The 23598-nt window shown below is 44.2% G+C and carries 24 protein-coding genes; 10 read left to right on the top strand and 14 right to left on the bottom strand.

Annotated elements, in window-relative coordinates:
* Positions 1 to 3 precede the first annotated feature (3 nt).
* Together EPL05_RS00715 and EPL05_RS00710 are read left to right on the top strand one after the other, a co-directional pair.
* On the top strand, positions 4 to 1140 hold the full coding sequence (locus tag EPL05_RS00715) for a cysteine desulfurase family protein (RefSeq protein WP_128531595.1): 1137 nt from the start codon (positions 4 to 6) through the stop codon (positions 1138 to 1140).
* A gap of 170 nt (positions 1141 to 1310) precedes the next feature.
* Positions 1311 to 1598 (top strand): hypothetical protein, encoded by a 288-nt coding sequence (locus EPL05_RS00710; protein WP_128531594.1) that lies wholly within the window; start codon positions 1311 to 1313, stop codon positions 1596 to 1598.
* A gap of 121 nt (positions 1599 to 1719) precedes the next feature.
* Here the strand turns inward: EPL05_RS00710 and accD are convergent, their stop codons facing one another.
* Positions 1720 to 2580 (bottom strand): acetyl-CoA carboxylase, carboxyltransferase subunit beta, encoded by an 861-nt coding sequence (gene accD / locus EPL05_RS00705; protein WP_128532053.1) that lies wholly within the window; start codon positions 2578 to 2580, stop codon positions 1720 to 1722.
* A gap of 232 nt (positions 2581 to 2812) precedes the next feature.
* Here accD and fbaA point away from each other — a divergent pair, with 232 nt between their 5' ends.
* The 4 genes from fbaA (at position 2813) to EPL05_RS00685 (ending at position 5131) form a co-directional block, all read left to right on the top strand.
* Entirely contained in the window at positions 2813 to 3892 is a 1080-nt protein-coding gene (gene fbaA / locus EPL05_RS00700) for a class II fructose-bisphosphate aldolase (RefSeq protein ID WP_128531593.1), read from the top strand.
* 85 nt (positions 3893 to 3977) lie between these two features.
* Complete coding sequence (locus EPL05_RS00695; RefSeq protein ID WP_128531592.1) at positions 3978 to 4481, top strand: low affinity iron permease family protein; 504 nt, start codon at positions 3978 to 3980, stop codon at positions 4479 to 4481.
* Positions 4441 to 4929, top strand: coding sequence for a GNAT family N-acetyltransferase (locus EPL05_RS00690; RefSeq protein WP_128531591.1), 489 nt, complete (start codon positions 4441 to 4443; stop codon positions 4927 to 4929). The genes EPL05_RS00695 and EPL05_RS00690 overlap by 41 nt, the downstream gene beginning before the upstream one ends.
* Complete coding sequence (locus EPL05_RS00685; RefSeq protein ID WP_128531590.1) at positions 4919 to 5131, top strand: type II toxin-antitoxin system HicB family antitoxin; 213 nt, start codon at positions 4919 to 4921, stop codon at positions 5129 to 5131. Before EPL05_RS00690 ends, EPL05_RS00685 begins: the two co-directional genes overlap by 11 nt.
* A 336-nt stretch (positions 5132 to 5467) precedes the next feature.
* Here the strand turns inward: EPL05_RS00685 and EPL05_RS00680 are convergent, their stop codons facing one another.
* From EPL05_RS00680 to EPL05_RS00650, 7 genes are all read right to left on the bottom strand, one after another.
* On the bottom strand, positions 5468 to 6328 hold the full coding sequence (locus EPL05_RS00680; RefSeq protein WP_128531589.1) for a hydroxymethylglutaryl-CoA lyase: 861 nt from the start codon (positions 6326 to 6328) through the stop codon (positions 5468 to 5470).
* Positions 6329 to 7642: an NAD(P)/FAD-dependent oxidoreductase gene (locus EPL05_RS00675; RefSeq protein WP_128531588.1), complete on the bottom strand. Its 1314-nt coding sequence runs from the start codon at positions 7640 to 7642 to the stop codon at positions 6329 to 6331.
* Between the two features lie 93 nt (positions 7643 to 7735).
* Positions 7736 to 10705 (bottom strand): protein translocase subunit SecDF, encoded by a 2970-nt coding sequence (secDF, locus tag EPL05_RS00670; protein ID WP_128531587.1) that lies wholly within the window; start codon positions 10703 to 10705, stop codon positions 7736 to 7738.
* A gap of 114 nt (positions 10706 to 10819) precedes the next feature.
* Complete coding sequence (locus EPL05_RS00665; RefSeq protein WP_128531586.1) at positions 10820 to 11302, bottom strand: dihydrofolate reductase; 483 nt, start codon at positions 11300 to 11302, stop codon at positions 10820 to 10822.
* The gene (locus tag EPL05_RS00660) at positions 11299 to 11679 is read right to left on the bottom strand and encodes a type II toxin-antitoxin system death-on-curing family toxin (protein WP_128531585.1); all 381 of its coding nucleotides are present in this window, start codon (positions 11677 to 11679) and stop codon (positions 11299 to 11301) included. The genes EPL05_RS00665 and EPL05_RS00660 overlap by 4 nt, the downstream gene beginning before the upstream one ends.
* On the bottom strand, positions 11676 to 11876 hold the full coding sequence (locus EPL05_RS00655) for a hypothetical protein (RefSeq protein WP_128531584.1): 201 nt from the start codon (positions 11874 to 11876) through the stop codon (positions 11676 to 11678). Before EPL05_RS00655 ends, EPL05_RS00660 begins: the two co-directional genes overlap by 4 nt.
* Positions 11877 to 11901: 25 nt before the next feature.
* The gene (locus tag EPL05_RS00650; RefSeq protein ID WP_128531583.1) at positions 11902 to 12723 is read right to left on the bottom strand and encodes a thymidylate synthase; all 822 of its coding nucleotides are present in this window, start codon (positions 12721 to 12723) and stop codon (positions 11902 to 11904) included.
* A 170-nt stretch (positions 12724 to 12893) separates the two neighbouring features.
* Between EPL05_RS00650 and ispE the strand changes: the two genes are divergently transcribed.
* Positions 12894 to 13700, top strand: a complete 807-nt coding sequence (gene ispE, locus EPL05_RS00645; RefSeq protein WP_128531582.1) for a 4-(cytidine 5'-diphospho)-2-C-methyl-D-erythritol kinase — start codon at positions 12894 to 12896, stop codon at positions 13698 to 13700.
* A 77-nt stretch (positions 13701 to 13777) separates the two neighbouring features.
* Here ispE and EPL05_RS00640 read toward each other — a convergent pair whose 3' ends face one another.
* From EPL05_RS00640 to tgt, 4 genes are all read right to left on the bottom strand, one after another.
* Positions 13778 to 14050, bottom strand: coding sequence for a hypothetical protein (locus EPL05_RS00640; RefSeq protein ID WP_128531581.1), 273 nt, complete (start codon positions 14048 to 14050; stop codon positions 13778 to 13780).
* Positions 14051 to 14943: 893 nt separating this feature from the next.
* Complete coding sequence (locus EPL05_RS00635) at positions 14944 to 15846, bottom strand: DMT family transporter (RefSeq protein ID WP_128531580.1); 903 nt, start codon at positions 15844 to 15846, stop codon at positions 14944 to 14946.
* Positions 15846 to 16964, bottom strand: coding sequence for an LptF/LptG family permease (locus tag EPL05_RS00630; protein WP_128531579.1), 1119 nt, complete (start codon positions 16962 to 16964; stop codon positions 15846 to 15848). The genes EPL05_RS00635 and EPL05_RS00630 overlap by 1 nt, the downstream gene beginning before the upstream one ends.
* The gene (gene tgt, locus EPL05_RS00625; protein ID WP_128531578.1) at positions 16965 to 18095 is read right to left on the bottom strand and encodes a tRNA guanosine(34) transglycosylase Tgt; all 1131 of its coding nucleotides are present in this window, start codon (positions 18093 to 18095) and stop codon (positions 16965 to 16967) included.
* A gap of 282 nt (positions 18096 to 18377) precedes the next feature.
* On the opposite strand from tgt, the gene EPL05_RS00620 reads away from it, so the two are divergent.
* From EPL05_RS00620 to rsmG, 3 genes are read left to right on the top strand one after another with little or no spacing between them, the layout of a single operon-like run.
* Positions 18378 to 19499, top strand: coding sequence for a glycosyltransferase (locus tag EPL05_RS00620; protein WP_128531577.1), 1122 nt, complete (start codon positions 18378 to 18380; stop codon positions 19497 to 19499).
* Entirely contained in the window at positions 19490 to 20095 is a 606-nt protein-coding gene (locus EPL05_RS00615; RefSeq protein ID WP_128531576.1) for an RNA polymerase sigma factor, read from the top strand. The genes EPL05_RS00620 and EPL05_RS00615 overlap by 10 nt, the downstream gene beginning before the upstream one ends.
* Positions 20085 to 20711, top strand: coding sequence for a 16S rRNA (guanine(527)-N(7))-methyltransferase RsmG (rsmG, locus tag EPL05_RS00610; RefSeq protein ID WP_128531575.1), 627 nt, complete (start codon positions 20085 to 20087; stop codon positions 20709 to 20711). The genes EPL05_RS00615 and rsmG overlap by 11 nt, the downstream gene beginning before the upstream one ends.
* Positions 20712 to 20715: 4 nt before the next feature.
* On the opposite strand, the gene EPL05_RS00605 is transcribed toward rsmG, so the two are convergent.
* Entirely contained in the window at positions 20716 to 23010 is a 2295-nt protein-coding gene (locus EPL05_RS00605; RefSeq protein WP_128531574.1) for a M56 family metallopeptidase, read from the bottom strand.
* Positions 23007 to 23384: a BlaI/MecI/CopY family transcriptional regulator gene (locus EPL05_RS00600; RefSeq protein WP_128531573.1), complete on the bottom strand. Its 378-nt coding sequence runs from the start codon at positions 23382 to 23384 to the stop codon at positions 23007 to 23009. Before EPL05_RS00600 ends, EPL05_RS00605 begins: the two co-directional genes overlap by 4 nt.
* Between the last annotated feature and the right edge of the window lie 214 nt (positions 23385 to 23598).

Genomic DNA, 23598 nt, shown 5'->3' with positions numbered 1-23598 from the left:
ACTATGCGCGTTTACTTCGATAATGCAGCCACTACCGCCCTCGATCCTGAAGTTTTAAAGGAAATGTACAAAGTGATGGAAGGCCAGTTTGGCAACCCATCATCCATTCATTCCCATGGCCGCGAAGTACGCACGCTGATAGAGCGTTCGCGCAAAACGGTTGCTAATTTGCTGCATACATCGCCTGCGGAGATCTTTTTCACCAGCGGTGGTACCGAGGCCGATAACACTGCCATCCGTTGTGGCATTATCGATCATAAGCTTACCCACGCTATCACCACCAAGCTGGAGCACCACGCGGTGATCCATACGTTGCAGTCGATGGAGAAATCGGGCACCATCAAACTAAGCTATGTGGATGTTGATTGTAAAGGCAACGTAGATTATAACCACCTCGAAACCTTACTGAAGGATAACGAACGCAGTTTAGTATCCCTGATGCACGCCAATAACGAGTTGGGTACCATTACCGATATAGAACGCGTAGGCGACCTCTGCGAGGCTTACAACGCTATTTTCCATAGCGATACCGTACAAACTGTTGGCCACTACCCACACGATCTGCAGAAGCTGAAAGTACACTTTATGGTATGCGCGGCCCATAAGCTGCACGGCCCAAAAGGCGTTGGCTTTTTGCACGTGAACCACAAAGTGAAAATTAACCCGATGATATACGGGGGGGCACAGGAACGTAACATGCGCGGCGGTACCGAAAACGTATACGGCATAGCCGGCCTTGCCAAAGCATTGGAACTGGCCTACACCGAAATGGGCACCCACCAAACATACATACAGGATCTGAAAAGCTACATGATGGCCAAAATGATACATGAAATACCTGGTGTTGCCTTCAACGGCGAAACCGACCCGGCGAAGAGTCTGTATACTGTACTGAACACCTCCTTCCCGGAAATGGACATGGCAGATATGCTGCTATTTAACCTGGATATTGCCGGCATTTCGGCTTCGGGTGGCAGTGCTTGCAGTTCCGGCTCCGATATCGGCTCGCACGTGTTAACCGCCATCGGCGCCAGCGCTGACAGGCCATCGGTAAGGTTCTCCTTCTCTAAGTATAATACTAAAGATGAAGTAGATTTTACGGTTGCTAAGTTGAAAGAGCTGTGCATGGTGAGTGCGTAAGTACTAAACAAACTTTCTTCCCAAAGGTGGTGTCCCCACCACTGCATTCTTGGATGTTCCGGTGAAGACACCGGACGGGGGGAGTAGTTGTATTGAAAATAAATTTCTTACCTGTTAATTTTGGTACTGTTTTTGGTTGATTGTTAATGAACAATTAAAAACTAAATATCATGGAAAGCAACGAAAGAAACCCGGAATACAATCCAAGCCATAACCCGAACGAAACACCTGAAGAACGCCAAAGCGAACAGGAGGGTACAGGTTACCGCCAGCAGAACGAACAGGAACAACAGCAGGAAGGCAATGATGCATCATACAGCGAACAAAATGATGTATCCCAGCCGGATAGAAAGGAGTTCCCGTCTGAAGGCCCCGCACGTGCAGATTTTGAAAGCCGCCCGCATGGACGTACAACTGGCCGCATGGTAGGGCACGAGCCGGGTACGGAAGGGATTTAACCAAGCCCCCAGCCCCCTGAAGGGGGAGCTTTTGAAAAGCTTAAAAAAAATGGCGTTCCGAGTATATCGGAACGCCATTTTAGTTTCATGTTAGCAGCCACGCCCATCAAAGGCTCCCTCTTCAGGGGGCGGGGGCTACGGGAGCCAGCATCTTTAAAAAGCTCGCTAATTTTTCTTTCATTTCCCTGCGGTCTACTATAAAATCAAGGAAACCGTGTTCCTGCACAAATTCGGCGGTTTGGAATCCTTTTGGTAAGTCTTTTTTAATGGTCTCTTTAATAACCCTCGGGCCGGCAAAGCCAATTAGTGACCCCGGCTCGGCAATGTTGATGTCGCCCAGCATAGCGTATGATGCGGTTACACCACCTGTTGTTGGGTCGGTTAGTAAAGAGATATATGGCACTTTTGCCTGGCTTAGTAGCGCAAGTTTAGCCGATGTTTTGGCCATCTGCATCAGCGAGAAAGCAGCTTCCATCATACGGGCACCGCCCGATTTGGATATCATCAGGAAAGGGATCTTGTTAGCGATACTGTAATCGATAGAGCGTGCTATCTTTTCGCCCACTACCGAACCCATAGAGCCACCTATAAAGTTAAAGTCCATACAGGCAATAACCACATTCTGCCCGTTCATTTTGCCAACGCCTGCGCGGATAGCATCCTGTAAACCGGTTTTCTTTTTGGTTTCTACAAGGCGGTCGGTGTATTTTTTAGTATCCGTAAAGTGCAGCGGGTCGCCGGAGGTAAGGCCGCCAAACAGTTCGGTAAATTGGTTATCATCAAACAGAATAGAAAAATACTCTTTAGAGCCAATGCGTATGTGGAAACCACAATAGTGGCAAACGTATTGGTTTTCAACCTGCTCAGAGTAATGCAAAGGTTTTTTACAGTTGGGGCATTTGTTCCAGATGCCATCGGGGGCTTCCTTCTTTTCCTCAGTAGTCGTAATTATCCCTTTAAGTTCTCGCTTAAACCACGCCATATCTATTTCTAAGTCTTTCAAGTAATGCAAAGAAACGAAAAAAAGGTTGTAAGGTTATAATGTTTTAATGTTGAAATGTTTTTTGAACCCGGGGTTAAAAAAGCTATCAAATCTTCCCTATATCAATAAAGTCTATATAAACGGGCGTCTTTGTATATTATTTAACTTTTAACCTTCAAACATTCCAACTTTTCAACAATTTTTATAACTTCGGGGCCCAAACAAAAAGTTAATGAGTTTAAAAGATTACAAGGGCGTACTGACCGGAGACCAGGTGCAGGAGCTATTTGAAGCAGCTAAAGAGCATCAGTTTGCTTTGCCGGCAGTAAACGTTATAGGCACAAACACTATAAATGCAGTAATGGAAACAGCAAAGGCTGTTAATTCCCCTGTTATTATTCAATTATCAAATGGCGGCGCGCAGTTTTACGCGGGTAAATCGCTGGATAATTCAAAACTACAGGCCTGTATCTTAGGCGGTGTATCTGCTGCAAAGCACGTGCATTTATTAGCTGAGCATTACGGTGTTGCCGTAATTTTACATACCGACCATGCTGCAAAAAAATTATTGCCATGGATAGACGGTTTGTTAGAGCATGGCGAGAAATTTTTTGCTGAAACCGGCAAACCTTTGTTCTCTTCACACATGCTCGATCTTTCTGAAGAACCTATCGAAGAAAACATCGAAATATCTGCCAAATACTTAGCCCGTATGGCTAAAATGGGCATGACCGTTGAAATTGAGCTTGGTGTAACCGGCGGCGAAGAAGACGGCGTTGATAACTCTGATGTAGATAGCTCACGCCTATACACTCAACCAGAAGAGGTTGCTTACGCTTACGAAGAACTGTCTAAAGTGAGTGATAAATTTACCATTGCTGCCGCGTTTGGTAACGTACACGGTGTGTACAAACCGGGTAACGTTAAATTGCAACCGGTTATCTTGCACAACTCACAGGAGTTTTTAAAAACAAAGCACAACCTTACTGCCGATAAACCTATCAACTTCGTATTCCACGGTGGTTCGGGTTCGAGCCAGGAAGAAATTCGCGAGGCGATATCTTACGGTGCTATAAAAATGAACATTGATACCGATATGCAGTTTGCATTTTGGGAAGGTATAAAAGATTACTACCAGGCAAAAGAAGGCTATTTGCAAACACAAATTGGCAGCCCTGATGGTGATGATTCGCCAAACAAAAAATACTACGACCCACGCGTATGGTTACGCAAAGCCGAAGAAACTTTTGTAAAACGCTTAACTGTTGCCTTCAGCGATCTGAATTGTATCGACGCCAACAGCAAGATCTAAGCTACATAGCAAATAAGAATAAAAACCGCCCTTGTGTAAGAACATTGGCGGTTTTTTTAGGTTGTATAGTTAAATATTAAGCGCTATGGCCAAAAAGAAACAAAAGAATTTATTTGAACGGTTTTCCAATTGGGCAACTATGGCTACGGGCAGTTCGGCTGCGTTTATTATAGCCATATCCACTATTGTGGTATGGCTGGTAACCGGGCCGATATTTAATTACTCGGACACCTGGCAACTCATCATCAATACAGGCACCACCATCATCACCTTTTTAATGGTGTTTTTGATCCAGAAATCGCAGAATAAAGATTCAAAAGCCATCCATTTGAAGCTGAACGAATTGCTTGCATCGCACCAGGGCGCCAGCAACCGGATGGTGGATATTGAGGACCTGAGCGAAATAGACCTTGACCAATTACATAAATTTTATGTAAAATTATCCGATCTTGCCGAGAAAGAGGATGACCTTACCTGTACGCATTCGATAGACGCGGCGGAGGAAAACCATTCCAGCAAGCAAACTGGCTATAAAACTAAACCGCATTATGCCCGAGCCCTCAAAAATAGAAGTGCACCAGGTAAGTGACCCAATTGAACTGGAAAAAGCATTTGGCATAAGGCACGAGGTGTTTGTTGTTGAACAAGGTTGCCCGCCCGAACTGGAAATTGAATTTGATGACGAGGCTACCCATTTTCTGGCTACCGTTAACGGCGAACCCGGTGGCGCCTGCCGCTGGAGGAAAACTGATAAAGGCTATAAATTAGAGCGTTTTGCTGTATTAAAGAAGTTTCGTGGATTTGGAGTAGGGCAGGAAATGATAGGGGCCGTATTAGCCTCTTTACCTGCCGATGCGGAATATATTTACCTGCATGCCCAACTTGATGCCGTTACCTTATACGAGCGTTTCGGCTTTGAAAAAACAGGCCCGGAGTTTGAAGAGGCAGGGATAAGGCATTATAAGATGGTGAAGTCCCCACAGCCCCCTGAAGGGGGAGTAGAAGTTATGATATTCAAACTATCTGATGGAAAATAGATATGAAATAATTCTTTATTGGAGTAATGAAGATAATGCCGTTATCGCCGAGGTGCCAGAACTTGCCGGGTGTGTGGCCGATGGTGCAAACTATACTGAAGCTCTTGCAAACGTGGAAGTTGTTATTGCACAATGTATAGATACGGCAACGGAACTAAAAAGGACAATTCCCCAACCCAAGGGCGAATTGATGTACGCTTAACGTTCATACTTTAAAGGTTAAGCCGTTGTTGTGTTGTCAGAAGACCATATACCTGTTAGATCACGGCTTTAATTCTCTTTCGTCTAATAGATATTACAATCAATGAGAAAATTAATATCAGCAATATTGCAACGTTCCCGACAATCAGAACACTTAACCAAGTAGAGACATCGTGAAACCCCCGAAACAATCGCTTTGTAATAGTTTCCGAAAAATAGAAAAATACAACTGACGATAATACCAAGAGCAAAAGATGGATAACAATTATCTTTTTCATTCTTTAAAATCTACTTCATTTCTTAGGCTTTGGTTTCGACTTTTCGTTTGCCTCTTTCTCTATCCCCCAAACACTTTCCCCGAATATTCCATTGCTTCGCTTAATTTATCCAGATTAAGGCCAAGGTCGTTGTTTTGGTGCAGGAGATAAGCTATCAGGTTTTCGGTAGCGATATTGCCTGTGAGGTCGTCTTTGGCCATTGGGCAGCCGCCGTAGCCTTTCAGGGCAGCATCAAAACGGGTGCAGCCGGCCTCGTAGGCTGCCGCTACTTTTTCCTGCCAGGTATCGGGGGTAGAGTGCAGGTGCAGTCCAAAACTTGTTATTTCCGAAATTTTGGTCAACGCCGGATATAAAGCGCTGATCTGCTCCGGCGCGGCTATGCCAATAGTATCAGATAAGGCAATGTAACCAATACCTTCATCAATCATCTTTTTTGCCCAGTGCTGAACAATTTCCGCGTTCCAAGCGTCTCCGTATGGGTTACCAAAACCCATAGAAAGGTATATCAGCAGCGATTTGTCTTTAGTAAGGCAAAGTTCGTTTATTCGCTTTACGTTGTCAAAGGCCTGCTCAATAGTAGTATTGGTATTTCTAAGTTGAAAAGTTTCTGAGATAGAAAATGGATAGCCTAAAAAAGTGATCTCCTCGTGTGCTGCGGCTTCTTCCGCACCACGATAGTTGGCTATGATGGCCAATAGTTTGGATCGCGTGCTGCTCAGATCGAGCTTGCTTAGCACTTCCGCGGTATCGCGCAGTTGGGGGATAGCCTTCGGCGATACAAAGCTGCCGAAATCTATCGTATCAAAACCTACTTGTAAAAGCAGGTTGATGTATGCGGCCTTTACATCCGTAGGTACAAATTCGGTAAGGCCCTGCATGGCATCGCGGGGGCATTCGGTTATTCTTATCTGCTTAGCCATTTAGTCAACTTTTGAAACCTGTACGTCCTTCTGCACCAGTTCTTCACGCTCAAACTTACGTATAATCAGCCTGCTGCCGCCATTGTTATTTACATAACTGGCTACCCAGTTAATAAATACAATTACCCTGTTAAGCCCGCCCATCAGCGAGATCAAGTGAACGAACATCCATATCAGCCAGGCAAAAAATCCCTGGAATTTGATCTTGCCCAAATCGGCAATGGCTTTGTTACGGCCTATGGTGGCAAGCGAGCCCTTGTCAAAATATTTAAACGGCTCGGGCTGTTCGCCGCGAATAATGCGGTTGATGTTTTTGCCGGTAAGCTGCCCCATTTGTATGGCTACCTGTGCCACTCCGGGGTGCCCTTTTGGCGTATCATCAGTAATCATGGCAGCCACATCGCCAATAGCGAAGATGTTGCTGCTGCCTACCATGCGGCAAACGTTATCCACTTTAACCCTGTTGCCGCGTTCAATGGCTTCTTTAGAAACACCATCGGGCACAACGCCAGCCACCCCTGCCGACCAGATCACATTTTTGGTGCGGATACTTTTACCGCCCTCGAATTTTATCTCGTTGCCGTCGTAGCTTTCTACTTTAACGTTCAGCAATACTTCTACGCCCATTTTGGTGAGGAAACCTTTTGCTGCATTGGAGCCTTCATCAGAAAAAGGGCCTAATACCTTCGGCAGAAAATCAACGAGGTAAACCTTCATTTCCTCTTTAGCCAGTTCGGGGTAATCTTTATTTAGCACGTGGTTGCGCAGTTCGGCCAAGGCGCCTGCAAGCTCCACGCCGGTAGGGCCGGCACCAACCAGTACGAATGATAGATATGGCGCGCGTTCTTCCTTAGAAGGCTTTAAAATGGCTTCCTCCAGGTTTTGCAGCACCATATAGCGCAGGTTGAGTGCTTCAGGGATCGATTTCATCGGCATGGCGTGCTTTTCGATATCCTTATTGCCGAAGAAATTGGTGGTGGAGCCGGTGGCTATCACCAGGTAATCGTAGGGGATAGGGCCTATATCGGTTTGCACAACGTTGCTTTCTGTATCTATTTTGCTCACTTCGGCAATGCGGAAACGCAGGTTTTTTTGCCCCTCGAAGTTCTTGCGGAGGGAGAAGCCTATCGACTCGGCCTCCAGGCCGCCGGTGGCTACCTGGTAAAGCAGCGGTTGAAAAGTATGGTAATTATGTTTATCAAGCAGTATAACTTCTACAGGCTTATTGGCAAGCTGTTTGGCAACCTGTATGCCACCGAAGCCGCCGCCTATGATAACTACTGTTGGGAATTTTGACAGTTCGTTAGGGTTCATGATACGTAGATTTTTGTGTACTAAATCCTCAGCTTTTAAAACAAAAAAGGCTCCAAATGTTCTTTGGAGCCTTAATTATAATGTCATAATTTATTATCTCAGGTCTTTCTTTCCAAAGTCGATGATAACTGGTGTGGCAATACAGATAGACGAGTATGTTCCGAAAAGCACACCGATCAATAATGCGAATGAGAAACCGCGTAACACATCGCCACCAAACAGGAACAATATGATCAGTATCAATACCACGGTTAAAGCAGTAATAATGGTACGGCTCAACGTGTTGTTGATAGCGTGGTTAATAACCTCTTTAGGATCATCGGTTTTAGCATGGTGCAAGTTCAGGAACTCGCGGATACGGTCAAACACTACCACGGTATCGTTAATAGAATAACCAATAACAGTAAGCAGGGCAGCCACAAATGCTTGGTCGATATCTAAGGAGAACGGTAACAAGCCTTTAAATAATGAAAAGAACGATAATACCATCAGCGCATCGTGTGCGGTTGCAACCATCGCTCCGAGGCTAAACTGCCATTTGCGGAACCTGATGAATATATAAGCAGATATTGCTAAGATAGCAATGATGATGGTCCATTTTGCCGAAGCCTTTAGCTCATTTGCAACAGTGGCCTCCACTTTAGAATGGCTTAAAATATCATTTGTAGTAATTGTAGTAACCGGGTTTACTTTTAAAGCGTTAATTAAGGCGGCCTCTACTCTGTCATCAGCATCTGTAGCGATGTCGCCAATTAAATAGTTGGTAGTGATGGCGATCTTATCGGCACCATAGGTTTTTACTTCCGAACCAAAGCCTAAGGATTTATCCAGTTCCTGGTGAACTTGTTCTGGCGTAGCTGCTTTGTTAGGGAACTGTACAAGGTATGTACGGCCACCGCCAAAATCTACACCGTAGTCAAAACCACGGGTTGCCATTGATACTAAACCGGCAGCAATAAATATACCAGAGAAGATATAAAACTTAAAGCGGTTTTTCACAAAGCCGTAGTTAGCGTTTTTGAAGGTATGCGAGCTCCAAGGGTTTGAAAATTTAATATCCCACTCTTTTTCAAGCATAAATTCAAATATCAGCCTTGATATTAATAACGAGCAGAACAAGGTAGTAACGATACCGATCATTAATGTGGTTGCGAAACCTTGTATTGGGCCCGAACCGAATACGAATAAGATAATACCTGTTAAGAAAGTACTGATGTTGGCATCAAGGATAGAAGGTAAAGCATGTTTAAAACCATCGGCAACAGCAATACGGATAGATTTGCCTAAGCCAAGCTCTTCGCGCACACGTTCATAAACCAATACGTTGGCATCAACTGCCACACCCAATATGAGGATGATACCGGCAATACCCGGCAGGGTTAGTACCGCACGGATACTCACCAACACACCCAACAGAAAGAATACGTTAACCAATACCGCAACTACGGCAACGGTACCTGCACGGTTGTAGTAAGCAACCATGAAAATAAGGATAACCACCAAACCAAGGATACAAGACAGTAAACCTGCGCTGATAGCTTGCTGGCCTAGTGACGGACCTACAACTTCACCGCCAACAATACGGGCAGGGGCAAGCAGGCGGCCTGCTTTTAATACGTTGGCCAAATCTTCGGTATCTTCCATTTTGAAGTTACCAGAGATTGATGATACACCACCCGAAATTTCGTTTTGAACAGCGGGGGCAGAGTACACGTTATCGTCAAGCACAATGGCTATATACCTTTTATTTGCACCGGCAGAAGCTTCTGCTGTTATGCTTTTCCATTTCTGGGCACCTTGCGAGTTCATGTTCATGATAACCTCGTAACCGCCGTTTAGCTGGTTAACATCTTTATGGGCATCAGTGATCACATCGCCGTTAAGTACCGGTCCATTTTCGGCACCGGCTAATTTAATAGCATATAACTGGAACACTTTTGTTTTATCGAGCGGTTTTACGCCCCAAAGGAATTTGATATTACGTGGCAATACCGAAGCTACATCGGCGCTGCGCAGGTATGAATTTACTTTAGCAGTATCTTTTACCTGCGAGTAACCAACAATAGGGCCAGGGGCCAATTGCTGCTGGTTGTTAGCATCCGGGTAAGTAACGAGGCTCATTACCGAGAATAACGGGTTTTGCGCAGCAAGCTGCGATTTGTTGTTCAGCGCGGATGAATCTTTGCCGTTTGCGTTTTTAAGCTTGTTCAATAATGTGTTTGCAGAATCTTTTAAGCTTGTTGGCGTTTTAACAGCAGCCGTTACTTTAGTAGTATCTGTTTTAGTTGCAGCTTTGCTTTTTGCACCCAGTATGCTGTTTACGTTGTTTAGCAACGAGTACACTTCGGTGTTATCGTAAGTTTGGTAAAACTCCAGTTTTGCAGTACCCGATAAAAGTTTACGAACACGATCAGGTTCTTTAACACCTGGTAGCTCGATCAAAATACGGTTGGTGCTTTTTTGCAACTGAATGTTTGGCTGCGTAACACCAAACTGATCCACACGACGGTGCAGTACAGTGTATGATTGCTGCACGGCGGCGGTGGCCTGGTCTTTCAGGTAAGCTTCAACCTGGCTGTTGGTAGAGTTGAACTTTACTTTGTCCTGATTGTTGCTGTTTGCAAATATGGCAGCCAATTTTCCGTTGGGCACGCGTTTTTCGTAAGCATCAACAAAAAGGGTGATGTAATCTTTCTGAGTGGTTACAATATCTTTTTCAGCATCGGCCATGGCTTGTTTAAAAGCCGGGTCCTGGTTGTTGTTTGATAAGGTTTGAACCAGCTCGCGTAACGAGATCTGCATGGTAACACTCATGCCACCTTTTAAATCCAAACCTAAAGCCAGTTCCCTGTCTAAACAGTACTGGTAGGTGTGGCCTAACAACGGATATACCGGTTGAGTAGAAATAGAATCTAAATAGGCAGTTTCCTTTTCAGTATTGCCTTTAGCATATTCCTTGGCATCCTTCTCAACTTTATGGGCCACCCATGTAAAAGAAAGCTGGTATATGCACACAACAGCCAGCAGAATGGCGAAAAATTTAATAACCCCTTTACCTTGCATCGCGAATTTATATGTAAAAAATTAGTTTATAAGCTTTTTAAAAATAGACGGCAAATCTAATAAAATTTCACAAGCATGAAATTTTTAATTGAAACAAAATAATAGCAGGTTTTGTTAGCGACGGTTTAGCTGTATAAATGAATAAGGAAGCGGGTTTTTTTCGTCGGGCTCAAAATCTTCGCGGCTCACTTCCTGCCATTGCAGGTAGTCTATCTCTGGGAAAAAGGTATCCGCGTCAAACGCTTTATGGATAATGGTAAGATATATCCTGTCGGTTTTATCCATCGCCTGGCGGTAAATTTCGGCACCGCCACCAATAAACACCTCATCATCGTGCGCACAAAGCGCCAGGCCCTCATCAATCGACTTCACCACCTCGCATCCGGCGATCTCGATATCCTGCCTTGTTACCACAATATTGCGGCGCCTGGGCAACGGCTTGCCAACCGAATCGAAAGTTTTGCGCCCCATGATAATGGTGCGCCCCAGTGTTATTTCTTTAAAATGCTTCAAATCGTTTGGCATGTGCCAAAGCAACTGGTTGTTTTTACCGATGGCGTGGTTTTCGCCAATGGCTACTATGATGGAGATGATCATGAAATTTGTATTGAATGGGTAATAATCCAATCTTTTATTTGATCAAAATGGATTTCGCCCATACTTGCTGATATCGACATGGCATATTTTTCTTGTAAACTTGCGTCGAGGTCAAAATTTCCATCCATCAACGTTAATCTAAGTAGAACGTGTGCCGTGCGCTTATTTCCGTCGATAAATGGATGATTAATTATTAAGCTTTCGAAGATTGCCGTCGCTTTATCAATTGCTGTAGGATATAAGTTGTGGGTATCGAATGTCATGTAAGGGCGCGCTAACGCTGCCTCAAGTCCTGCCTGGTCTCTTATTCCTTTACTTCCACCAAATTCATCTATTACTTCATTATGGTAAACTAAGGCTTCGTCAATAGTTATCATTCTGCAAGCTTTTGCAATAACTCTCGATCCTCCTCGATGATTCTTTTAAAATTTTCAGCCCGTTTTGCTCTCTCAGCAATTTTCGCGCTGATATCTTGTATATATCCCAAGGCTTCCTGTAGTACACTCTCTGGAGCATTTTCCGGAATTTGCTTCACAGCTTTTTCTATTTCTTCTTTTAATTCTGCGGTACTCATAATAACAAATTTACAAATTCCAATTTTAAACCGCAACAACTCCCTTTATATGCGGATGTGGCTCGTAATTCTCCAAAGTGAAATCCTCAAACTTAAAGCCAAAAATATCTTTCACATCCGGATTGATCTTCATTGTTGGCAACGGCTTCGGCTCGCGGCTCAATTGCAGGCGGGCTTGGTCCAGGTGGTTGTTGTAAATATGGGCATCGCCAAAGGTGTGTACAAAATCGCCATACTCCAGGTCGCATACTTGCGCTATCATCATGGTGAGCAGGGCGTAGGACGCAATGTTGAAGGGTACACCCAAAAATATGTCGGCACTACGTTGATAAAGTTGGCACGACAACTTTCCTCTTAGTTCCCCCTTCAGGGGGTTAGGGGGCTGCACATAAAGCTGGAACAGGCTATGGCAGGGCGGGAGCGCCATTTGGTTAACATCGGCAACGTTCCAGGCCGACACCATAATGCGGCGCGAATCGGGATTGCTCTTGAGCTGGTTTACCACCTGGGTGATCTGGTCAATGTGTCCGCCATCGGGTTTTGGCCAGGAGCGCCACTGATATCCATACACCGGGCCGAGGTTTCCGTCGGCATCGGCCCACTCATCCCAAATGCGCACGCCGTTATCTTTTAAATATTGAATATTGGTATCGCCGGTTAAAAACCAGATCAGCTCGTGGATGATCGATTTCAGGTGCAGCTTTTTGGTGGTCACCATCGGGAAACCATCCTGCAGGTTAAAACGCATCTGGTAGCCAAATACGCTGAGGGTGCCGGTGCCGGTTCGGTCATGCTTTTGCGCGCCGGTATCCATCACGTGCTGCATCAGGTCGAGGTATTGTTTCATGTTGTTGGCTAATTGAGTTGGTTGGCGTTGATTAGTTGTCGGCAAGTAGACACCAATGAACTAATGAACCAGTGAACCAATGAACGTTTTTAAAAGACAAAGAAAAATAATCTAATTTTGGTATCCTACCGATGTTTATAAATACATGGGTTGTTAATCAAATTTTAAGGATGATCGTATTCCCAAACGCAAAGATAAATATAGGCCTCAATATTACCGAACGCCGGCCCGACGGCTACCATAATTTGGAGACGGTTTTTTACCCCATCAAAATTAACGACGTGCTAGAAGTGATAGAAGCCGATGAGCTGATCTTCGATTATTCGGGACTGGATATTCCGGGCGACGATGCCGATAATCTTTGCATCAAAGGCTACCATTTGCTGAAGAAGGATTTCCCAAAATTACCAGCGGTAAAAATTCATCTTCACAAAAATATCCCGATAGGCGCGGGGCTTGGCGGAGGCTCCTCCGATGCTGCTTTTTTTATCAAACTGATGAACGAAAAATTCGGGCTTGGTTTGTCGGTTGATGCTATGATGGACTACGCCCGTGTGCTGGGTGCCGACTGCGCTTTTTTCATCGAAAGCAAACCTGTTTTTGCTTTTGACAAAGGCGACGAGTTTGAAGCCATAAAATTAGACCTCACAGCCTACCAAATTGTTTTGGTGATGCCAGATGCCCATGTATCCACCGCGGAGGCGTACAGAGGTGTAAAACCAGCGCCAGTTAAAGAATCGTTATACGACCTCATAAAAACCCCCATAGCGAATTGGAAACGCCATATTAAGAACGATTTTGAGGGGCACATCTTCCGCGACAACCCCATTATCCGTGGCGTAAAAGCAGAGCTGTACGAACACGGTGCGTTATACGCCAGTATGAGCGGGAGTGGAGCATCCGTTTTTGGGATCTTTGAGAGTACGCCAGACCTGAGCGCGATGGAAGAATATAACCAGATTTTTTATAACGTTTAGAAAATCGTCCGCAAAAAATAAGAACAAAAAGGACAGGCTTAACGCCTGTCCTTTTTCATTTGTACCCGTTCCTTTATTTAACTGAGGTAATCCTTGTCCTCGTCGCTTAGTGTATTTTTATCGGTATTGTTGGGAGCGTCTTCGTCGTAGCCGAGGTGATTGTATTTTGATCTGCCGGGCTTGCCCGCGAGGTAACCAGCAATGAACGCTACAACCGCTACAACAAGCATCGTACTGGTTTTGGAAATGCTAAAAAATAAAATAGCGAACGTGCCCGTGTGCTGGTTTTGAAAAAAGATGATGGCTAACAAAATAACAATGGCTACGATGATGATGGTTTTGATGCGCATAAAATTCTCCGCTTATGGTTACCCTAATATGCAATTTTAAAATCAATTTTTTATGCGGCCCGGTTTCACAAATTGCCCACGGTTAAAATTCACATGGACGTGAAGGAGGAAGGCTGACAGGTCAAAAATTCCGGCAACAAAATTCACCAGACCATTTTTTTCGGGGAGTTGAAAATTTACCATGCATTTCCCGGCTTGAAATTTTCAGGCGTACCAAAATCTCACAATTGCTTGTGCCCGCATTTTATAGTTTTTTCTCGCGGTTTTTGAGTTTATGTGAAATTGCAGAGCCAATTTTTAAGCCAGATTTTCTCTCCATTTTTTTCAGTTTGTATACGCAGGGAGTACTCATGAGATTTTTTAGTAACTCTCCATTTTTAGTTCGGTACACTTTCTGACGTGTAAAATTGCATTTTGCCGCTTGGATAATCGCGTTATATAACAACTTGTATCTTACTCATTATTATGTTTTTAAATAGGTATTTTAAACATCGCGTCAATGATTACTAATATGTTTAGTATTTTAAAAATTTTGAAGTTTTATTTATTTGAATTAATGAGTTATATAGGTGATGTAATATATTGATTTTAAGTTAAATATGTTTATTAAAAAAATCGATAATTCAAAATGTTTTGTCCAATGAAATCGTTATAAAAGCTCGTGACAATACCAGGGCTGCCTTTTGCTGAAGTTTTAATTCAATACACTATCAAAAATTGTGATTTTGCACCTGCCCGCGCGGAATTGTATAAGGTGTACTATTTCCCCTCCGAAAATTTGGATGCCTTAAAATGGCTTAAAACGGGTTTGTTTTTGAGGCGCACTTTACCCCTACCCTGGTAAAGGGTTGGCCAAATGTTAATGAATTTGATGAAGATTTAAGCGAACGAAATTATTTGTTTCTACGCTTGGCAACCTGCTTCTGCGCCACGGGGTACAGGAAGATGGTGGAGAGAATGATAACCGCGCCTATCCAAAAACCAGGGGTTACACGGTTCCTGTCGCCCAAAAAAAGGAAGGCCATAATGATACCGTACACCGGCTCGAGGTTGGTGATGAGGGCTACCCGGAAGGCAGAAAGTTCGCGCATTACAGATACGCCGGCCACGTAAGCCAGCGATGTACAAACAGTGCCAAGCAGTACCAGGTAGCCAATATCGGTAGGCTTTGGGAAGCTGAAATTTTCGAAGCCACCGGTTACCGCGAGGTAAATGGTGATCCATACAAAGGCACCCGAGAGCTCATAAAAAGCGATGACAGGAGCCTGGTGCTTCTTCACAAAACGCGAATTGATGATGGCAAAGAGCGCCGCCAGCACCGCGCTGATAAGCCCTGCGATGATACCCTTAGTGTATCGTGTTTCGAATTTAAAGATGAGGACGATGCCGGTGATTATAAAAATTCCGGCCACGATCTCCATTTTTGAGATGCGCGTTTTATTGATGAGCGGCTCAAAAATTGCCGTAAAAAGCGTGATGGACGAGAGGCAAACCAGCGTTACCGGAACGGTGGAAAGTTTGATGGAAGCGAAGAAAAGGATCCAATGGCCGCCAACTAAAGCGCCGGTAAGCGCCATTTTTAGCAGTGTTTTCGGCTCAATTCTGTAAGCTTTTTTGCTGAAAGTGAAGTATAAAAACAGCGAAATAACGGCGATTGCAACCCTGTACCAAACCAACGTTACCGCCGATATGGTGATGAGCTGGCCCAATATGCCTGTAAAACCCCACACAAAAACAGTGAAATGGAGGATAACGAGGTTCTTATTTAAGGTTGGGCTGCTGCTGTTTTCGGGCATTATTTGGGGGCTTTGGCTATCAATACGCAGCCTAATATACCAAAAACTATGTTAGGTATAAGCACAGAAAGTAGCGGTTCGAAGTGGCCTTTTACCGCAAAAACCAAGGCGAAACGGTTCACTACGATGTATACAAAACAGATAAAAATACCTATCCCTAAAGGCAGGCCAACCCCTCCGCGCACCTTTCTGGATGAGATGGCAACCGCGATAAAGCAGAGTACAAATGAAGATAATGGCTCCACAAAACGGCGGTATTTTTCAAACTCCATATCCATTAAAGCACCAGTTCCGTGCATTTTTTCTTTCTCTATAAGGGTGTTTAAAACCTTTAAACTCATACCTCCGTATACGTTGCTATTCACGTTATCGTGTACCTCAAAATCTATTGGGCGCATGTCTAAAACGGTATCAATCATGGGGCCGTTAGAGATGAATTTCTCCTTTAAACCGTTCACATAACGGATAGAAGGGCTAATGATTTTCCACCTTGTTTTAACCGTATCAAACTGAATGCTGGGCGCGGTAAGCCTCATTTTTAGCTCCGTTCCGTCGAATTTTTCGAGCATAAATTGGTAACCGGTATGTACCTGTGGGTCGTACGATTGCAGGAAAATAAAGGTGTTTTTATCCAGTTGGATGTGTACCTCGCTCTTGGTTGGGTCGTCGCCGCTGATAAAGGAATTGGCGGTTTCGAAGTCTACCTTTAATTTGTTGGTGAATGGGATAATGAAGATATTAGCCAGTATAGACACGGTAAAAATTACGGAAGCCGATACTATATACGGCCTTAAAAACCGGTAAAAACTCGCCTTACTGGTGAGTATAGGAACGATCTCTGTTTGGTTGGCCATCTTGGCGGTGAAGAAAATTACCGACAAAAAGTTGATAAGCGGCGACAGCATCATCATATAAAACGGGATAAAACCAGCGTAATATTTAAAGATGATATCGTTTAGCGATGCGTGTTTGCTCAGAAAGTTATCCAGGTGTTCGGAGATATCAAACACAACAGATATAGCCATAAAGAGCCCGAGGGTAAATATAAAGGTACCCAGGTACTTTTTAATAATATACCAATCAATGGTTTTTAAATACGGGTCTAAAAGCTTCCTCATTTACAAACGTTGCCCCAGGCGGTTCACCATAATTTTCTTCCAGTCGTAAAACTCCCCACTGATGATTTTATTGCGTGCTTCTTTCACCAGCCACAAGTAAAAGTGCAGGTTATGCAGCGTTGCTATCTGTGCTCCCAGCATCTCGCCCGAGTGAATAAGGTGCCTTAAATAGGCCTTGGTATACTGCGTATCGGCAAAAAGGTCGCTTTCTGCTTCAATGGGCGAGAAGTCGTTTTTCCACTTTTCGTTACGCATATTGATGATGCCATTCTTGGTAAAAAGCATCCCGTTGCGGGCGTTACGGGTAGGCATTACGCAGTCGAACATGTCAATTCCCAGCGCTATGTTCTCTAAAATATTCACCGGTGTGCCTACGCCCATCAGGTAACGGGGCTTGCTTTGCGGCAGAATATCACATACAACTTCGGTCATGGCGTACATCTCTTCAGCAGGTTCGCCAACAGATAAACCGCCAATGGCGTTGCCCTCGCGCTCGAAAGAAGCAATCACTTCGGCCGACCGCACACGCAGATCTTTATACACCGAGCCCTGCACAATAGGGAACAAAGTTTGGTTGTAACCGTATTTTGGCTGCGTTGTATCAAACCTGTCACAGCAGCGTTTCAGCCAGCGATGGGTCATTTCAATAGAGCGTTTGGCGTAGTTATAATCACATGGATAAGGGGTGCATTCGTCAAAAGCCATGATAATATCAGCACCAATTACGCGCTGAATATCCATCACATTTTCGGGCGTAAACAGGTGTTTTGAGCCATCCACATGCGAGCGGAAGGTAACACCTTCCTCCTTTATCTTGCGTACATCGGTAAGCGAATACACCTGGTAACCGCCACTATCAGTTAAAATAGGGCCATCCCAACCGTTAAATTTATGCAGCCCGCCGGCGCCTTCAATGGTATCTAATCCCGGCCGCAGGTATAAATGGTAGGTGTTGCCTAATATAATTTGAGCTTGAATATCGTCCTTAAGTTCGCGCTGATGCACTGCTTTTACGGTGCCCGCTGTGCCAACCGGCATAAAAATGGGCGTTTGTATTACGCCATGGTCGGTAACAAGTTCGCCAGCGCGGGCTTTGGATAGGGGGTCTTGTGCTGTTAAAGTAAATTCCATTAATGCCGCAAAATTAATGATTTAGGTTGAGAAAGGTTGTGAGATGTTGAAGAGGTTAGAAAGGAAAATGAAGTTGTAGAAGTTGAAGACTTTGTGAGTTAAAAAGGAATATGTTCTTATATAATAAGCATTAGCAAACCCACTTTTGCTTGGCGTAGCACATTCTGCAATAATTCCAACTTTTCTAACCTCTACAACCTTTCAACCTTTATAACTTCTCCCAATTTTTCCAACACTTTGTCAACCTTTTTTATCAAATTTGCATTCATTTTATTTAGGGTTTTGGAAGGTTATATTCAAGAGGCGTTATTTGTTTTATTTCAGCTTTGTTTCATCGTTCAGCTGTACTATTTAGTTGGTAACCACAGCAGGCTATACAGTTATAGGCCTTTAGAAGAGCTGCCGCAGGTTAATATTCCCATTTCGGTGATCATCAGCGCGCGCAACGAGAGCCGCAACCTTACCGAAAACTTACCTTATATATTACAGCAAACTTATCCCGATTACGAAGTAGTGGTGGTGAACGATTGTTCGCACGACAACTCCCATGAGGTGTTGCAGGACATCCAGCGTGAGTTTCCGCACCTTAAAATTGTAACCATTACCGAGCACGACCGCTATAAAACCGGCAAAAAATTCGCGCTTACCCTCGGCATAAAAGCAGCCAAAAACGAGCATCTGTTGTTTACCGATGCCGATTGCAAGCCTGCTACCTTAAATTGGATCACCCGCATGGCCAACAACTTTACCACGCCGGGAGCAGAGATCGTTTTAGGTTACTCGCCGTATTACCGCAGCAGTAATTTCTTAAATTCGTTCGTGAGGTTTGAGACTGTGAAAACGGCTATCAATTACCTTTCCGCTGCTCTAAACGGCGACCCTTATATGGGCATAGGGCGCAACCTGGGTTATACCAAAACGCTGTTTTTTGGGTCGAAAGGGTTTGCCGCGCACATGCATTTAATGAGTGGCGACGACGATTTGTTTGTAAACCAAAACGCTACCACCGAAAATTCTGTAATTGAGATACACCCCGATACCTTTACTTATACGCCCGCAAAAACAACGCTGGGCAGTTGGTTCAGGCAAAAAAAGCGCCACATGGGGGTGGGCAAAGAGTATAAGAACAAGCATCGCCGTATGCTGAGCTTTGATGCGGTTAGTGGCTTTATGTTTTATGTTTTATTTATATTGTGCATTGTGTTTAAGTTTGAACCGTTGCTTGCCATAGGTATTGTGGCTTTTAGGCTTATATTGCAGGTACCAATATATTTTAAGGTTTACAAGAAGCTGGATGCCGGCGATATGCTTTGGGCACTGCCTTTTTTTGATTTGATATACTACCTTTACTTAAACGTGTTTGGATTGATAGGGACTTTTATAAAACCGACCCGATGGAAGTAAACGCCAATTTTACCGAGAACGCCAAGAATGATTTTTACCTTGTGGTGAAGGCCAGGGAAGGCAACCAAAAGGCCTATGCCGACCTGATGCACCGCTATAAAGATTCTATATACTTTATGGTGCTGAAGATGGTAAACAACAAAGAAGACGCGATGGACCTCACCGTAGAAACCTTTGCCAAAGCCTTCGAAAAACTGGAAAAATACCAGCCCGAGTACGCTTTTAGTACCTGGCTTTTCCGCGTGGCTACCAACAACTGTATCGATTTTATCCGCAAGAAAAAGCTCAACACACAGTCTATCCACGGTATGCTGGACGAGGACGGGGACGAAAAACCGCTGCAAATAAAAGCGGATGTGTTGAACCCGGAGGAAACCTCCATCAAGAAACAACAAACCGAGGAGCTTAAATTACTGATAGAAAGCCTGCCCACTCGCTATCGTAATTTAATAACCCTGCGCTATTTCGACGAGCTATCTTATGAGGAAATTGCCCAGCAGCTGGACTTGCCTTTGGGCACCGTAAAGGCACAGTTATTTAGAGCGAGGTTCCTTTTAGGCAACATTATTAACAGACATAATAAGGATGACATCTGATCTGATCCTGCAATATTTCCCGGATATTACCCCGGCACAGCAAGAACAATTCGCCCGCCTGCAGGAGCTTTACACTTTTTGGAACAACCAGATCAACGTAATATCGCGTAAGGATATCGACCTGCTTTATGAGCGCCATGTGCTCCATTCCCTCGGAATTGCTAAAGTAATGCCTTTCCTGCCCGGCGAAAACGTGCTTGATGTAGGCACAGGCGGTGGGTTCCCCGGCATTCCCCTGGCTATCCTTTTCCCCGAAACAAGCTTCCACCTGGTAGATTCCATCGGCAAAAAAATAAAGGTGGTTAACGAGGTTGCCGCTGCGCTTGGCTTAACCAATGTTAAAGGGACGCACGCACGCGCCGAAGAAATAAAAGAGAAATTTGATTTTGTGGTATCGCGCGCGGTTACGCAGCTAAAGGATTTTTACCCATGGGTGAGGGGGAAGTTTAATAAGGCTACCACCAATAAGCTGGCCAATGGAATCCTCTATTTAAAAGGGGGAGACCTTACACAAGAAATTGCCGAATCGGGTTTAGCCGTTCAGCAATTCTACCTCAAGGATTATTTTGAGGAGGAGTTTTTTGATACCAAGCAGGTAATCTATGTAAAGGGATAAGCTATCAGGGCTTACTAATAGGCTCTATTTCAATTGGTTTAAGCTCTGCCTTGATAGGTTTTACATTATCAATTATCGGTTTTAGCTTCAAGTTGATGTTGTTTTTTACAGTGCTCTGCACGTTTAGTTTGGTAACCGCCCTTACATTTTTAATTAAATTAACCTGGGTGTTTAGTTTAACTATCGGCGAATCAATTATAATATCTACGATTTTTGCATCTGTTTTTATCACCGGCGCAATAGCAGGTTTGGGCGTAACAGCTGGCCTCGCCTTTTTTGCCCTAATGCCTTTAGTGGACGGCGCCGGGGCAATAGCAGGTGGCGGCGGTGGTGTAACTATTTCAATTTGGGGAGCCGCTTTTGGGTTCACATCAGCCATTACCACGGGTGGGGCCAGCTTTGCTTTTGGCGGCACTGCGCCCATTTTTTTAGGTGCACGTGGAGGAGGGGGAGGTGGCAACCCTCTCAAGTATTCCTTTCTTTGCTCGGCGGTCATACCCACTACGCCAGATTCACCAACAAATTCCGGGCTGTTTTTTACAGATGCTGCAATAGCAGGCGATTTATCGCCGAGCATGAAAAATGTAACACCTATTTTTTTGTTGCCGGGTTTATCTTTAATAGGGTAAGAAAATTTTGGAAGGCCTTGCTTTAACACATTCACAAACCTGGCATCATCGCTCCCGGTTACCGAAACATTACTGATGCGGCCATCGCTGCCCAATGTAAATGTTGCAACTAATGCCACCTTTGTTTTTTTGCTGATAGCTGCTTTAGGATATTCTATCGCCTGGCCAATAAATTGCGCAAGTTTTAAGTAAGGAGTTTTTACAGGAACCGGCGGAGGGGGCGGTGGCAAATTAGGGTTGTTACTAAACGCTTTGTTTGATTGTGAAGCCATTTTTATAAAACTCATCATCTCCTCTTTTTTAAACTCGAAACCATATTTGTCTTTTAGCATTGTGCGCTCGGCCGCGGTAGCATCCGTACTGTTATAGGTTTTTTCGGTGCCACTTTTTTCGGTTATGGTTACAGTGATGTAAGGTGTTTTTTTGTCTATCAAGTAACCGTTTTCCTGGAGCGTGTAGCCATCGCCGAATTTTGCCGGTGGGCGCATAGCAAAGGCGGTATCGCTTTTAGCATTGTTAGCTGTAGCAACCGGCAATTTTGTTTGGCTGTCTACGTCAATCACCACCACTGTAAGCTTCATGGATTTTTGGATATAATCGATATCGGCAGTGGTAACACTTTTGGCAAAAAATTCCCTTTTAATGCCCTTATCGGTAAAAGAAAGGTTGTCGGAGTAGGCGGTGATATCCTTTACCTTATCTATTATTTTAAAATATTTGATGGTTTTAGTTATGGGCTCGTCTATGCTGATTTCGGCTTGCGTGGGTGTAGCAGGCGCGAGATCGATAAACGCATAATCCTTACTGAACACGAGGGTTGATGCGCACAGCATCCCCATACAAAGGGGTACCGCCGTCAGGTATTTTAGCCTTGCTAACCTGCCTGATCGTTTTTGGTTTAACATGATGATTCTCTTTTTTAGAAGGTTATAATTGAAGAAAGAATGTGCTATGGGCGAGCCCTGCAGGCCGTATGCGTTGTTGAGTAAAAACGAAGAGTAGGTGAGGGCATCGCGTTCCTGCGCGGCGGTTTGCTCATCGGCAATGTACTCGTGTATACTGCGCAAACTCCTTTGTACTAGGTAAATAAACGGGCTAAACCAGCTAACCACTTTAAGCAGTTCCACAAAAATAATATCTGCCGAGTGCCTTTGGCGTATGTGTACCAGTTCGTGCGCTATAATGGTTTCTGCCTGGGGCACTTCGGTACCAATAAACAGGTAGTTGAAGAAAGAAAAGGCCGTATTATCTCCGTTAAGCTGAATAAGCTTGTATTTATTACCATATAACGCCTTGCTGTTGCGGGTGAGTAAGGATAGGCGGTACAGGCGGTAAAACAGCACCGCCAGGGTAACTACAGCGCCGGCGATGTAGGCATAAAACAATACATCCCCCATAGTTATTTGCGCAACCGGCTCATCAATGGTTATCTCGGGCAAGGGACCATAATTTAACGGCTGCGTATACACTAAGGGTTGCAGGGTGAGCTGCTCAACCGGTTTTAGCGCGCTAAACTGAGTAACCGGTAAAATAAACGATATCACGCAGCTAAACAGGAGGTATGCCCGGCCCAACAAGTAGTGGGTTTCGTTATTTAAAAACAAGCAATAGCACAAATAAAATACCCCCAGGTAAATATTTGCTTCAACAAGGTAGTGCAGCCAGTTCATTGTTTTTTGTTTTTTAGGTTGTTTAATAGTTCGGTTAGCTCATCCAGTTCTTTCAGGCCGAGGTTCTTCTCATCAGCAATAAAAGATACCAGGCTTTTGTACGAATCGCTGAAGTAGTTTTTCATCAACTTATCAAAAGTGAATTTTTTATAATCGTCCTCGCTAATGAGCGGAAAGTACACGTGCGAGTTGCCGTACGCTTTATGATCGATAAAACCTTTCCCCTCCAGCACCCTTACTACTGTTGATACAGTGTTGTAAGCGGGCTTAGGCTCGGGTATTTTCTCAATGATGTCTTTTACTATCGCTTCTTTTAATTGCCAAAGTATCTGCATGATCTGTTCTTCGGCTTTGGTGAGTTCTTTTACTTTCATAGTAAACTATTTTTGTAGTTAGGCTAAAGTAGAACTATTTTTATAGTTTGCAAACTATTTTTGTAGTTTTTTAAATTTTATTTTGAAGGGTGGGAAGCGAGGCGCCTGGTACATCGTCTTGTGGGGAACGAAAAAATGACGATGTAGGGAACGGGGACCATATCAAAATAAAAATCACGCACAATTGCTAATAATATTAGGAATATTACTATTT

The organism is Mucilaginibacter gilvus (assembly GCF_004054195.1).
GTDB classification, from domain to species: Bacteria; Bacteroidota; Bacteroidia; order Sphingobacteriales; family Sphingobacteriaceae; genus Mucilaginibacter; species Mucilaginibacter gilvus.
The sequence above is the reverse complement of the archived record's forward strand: the minus strand, read 5'-3'. Positions and strand labels throughout refer to the sequence as shown.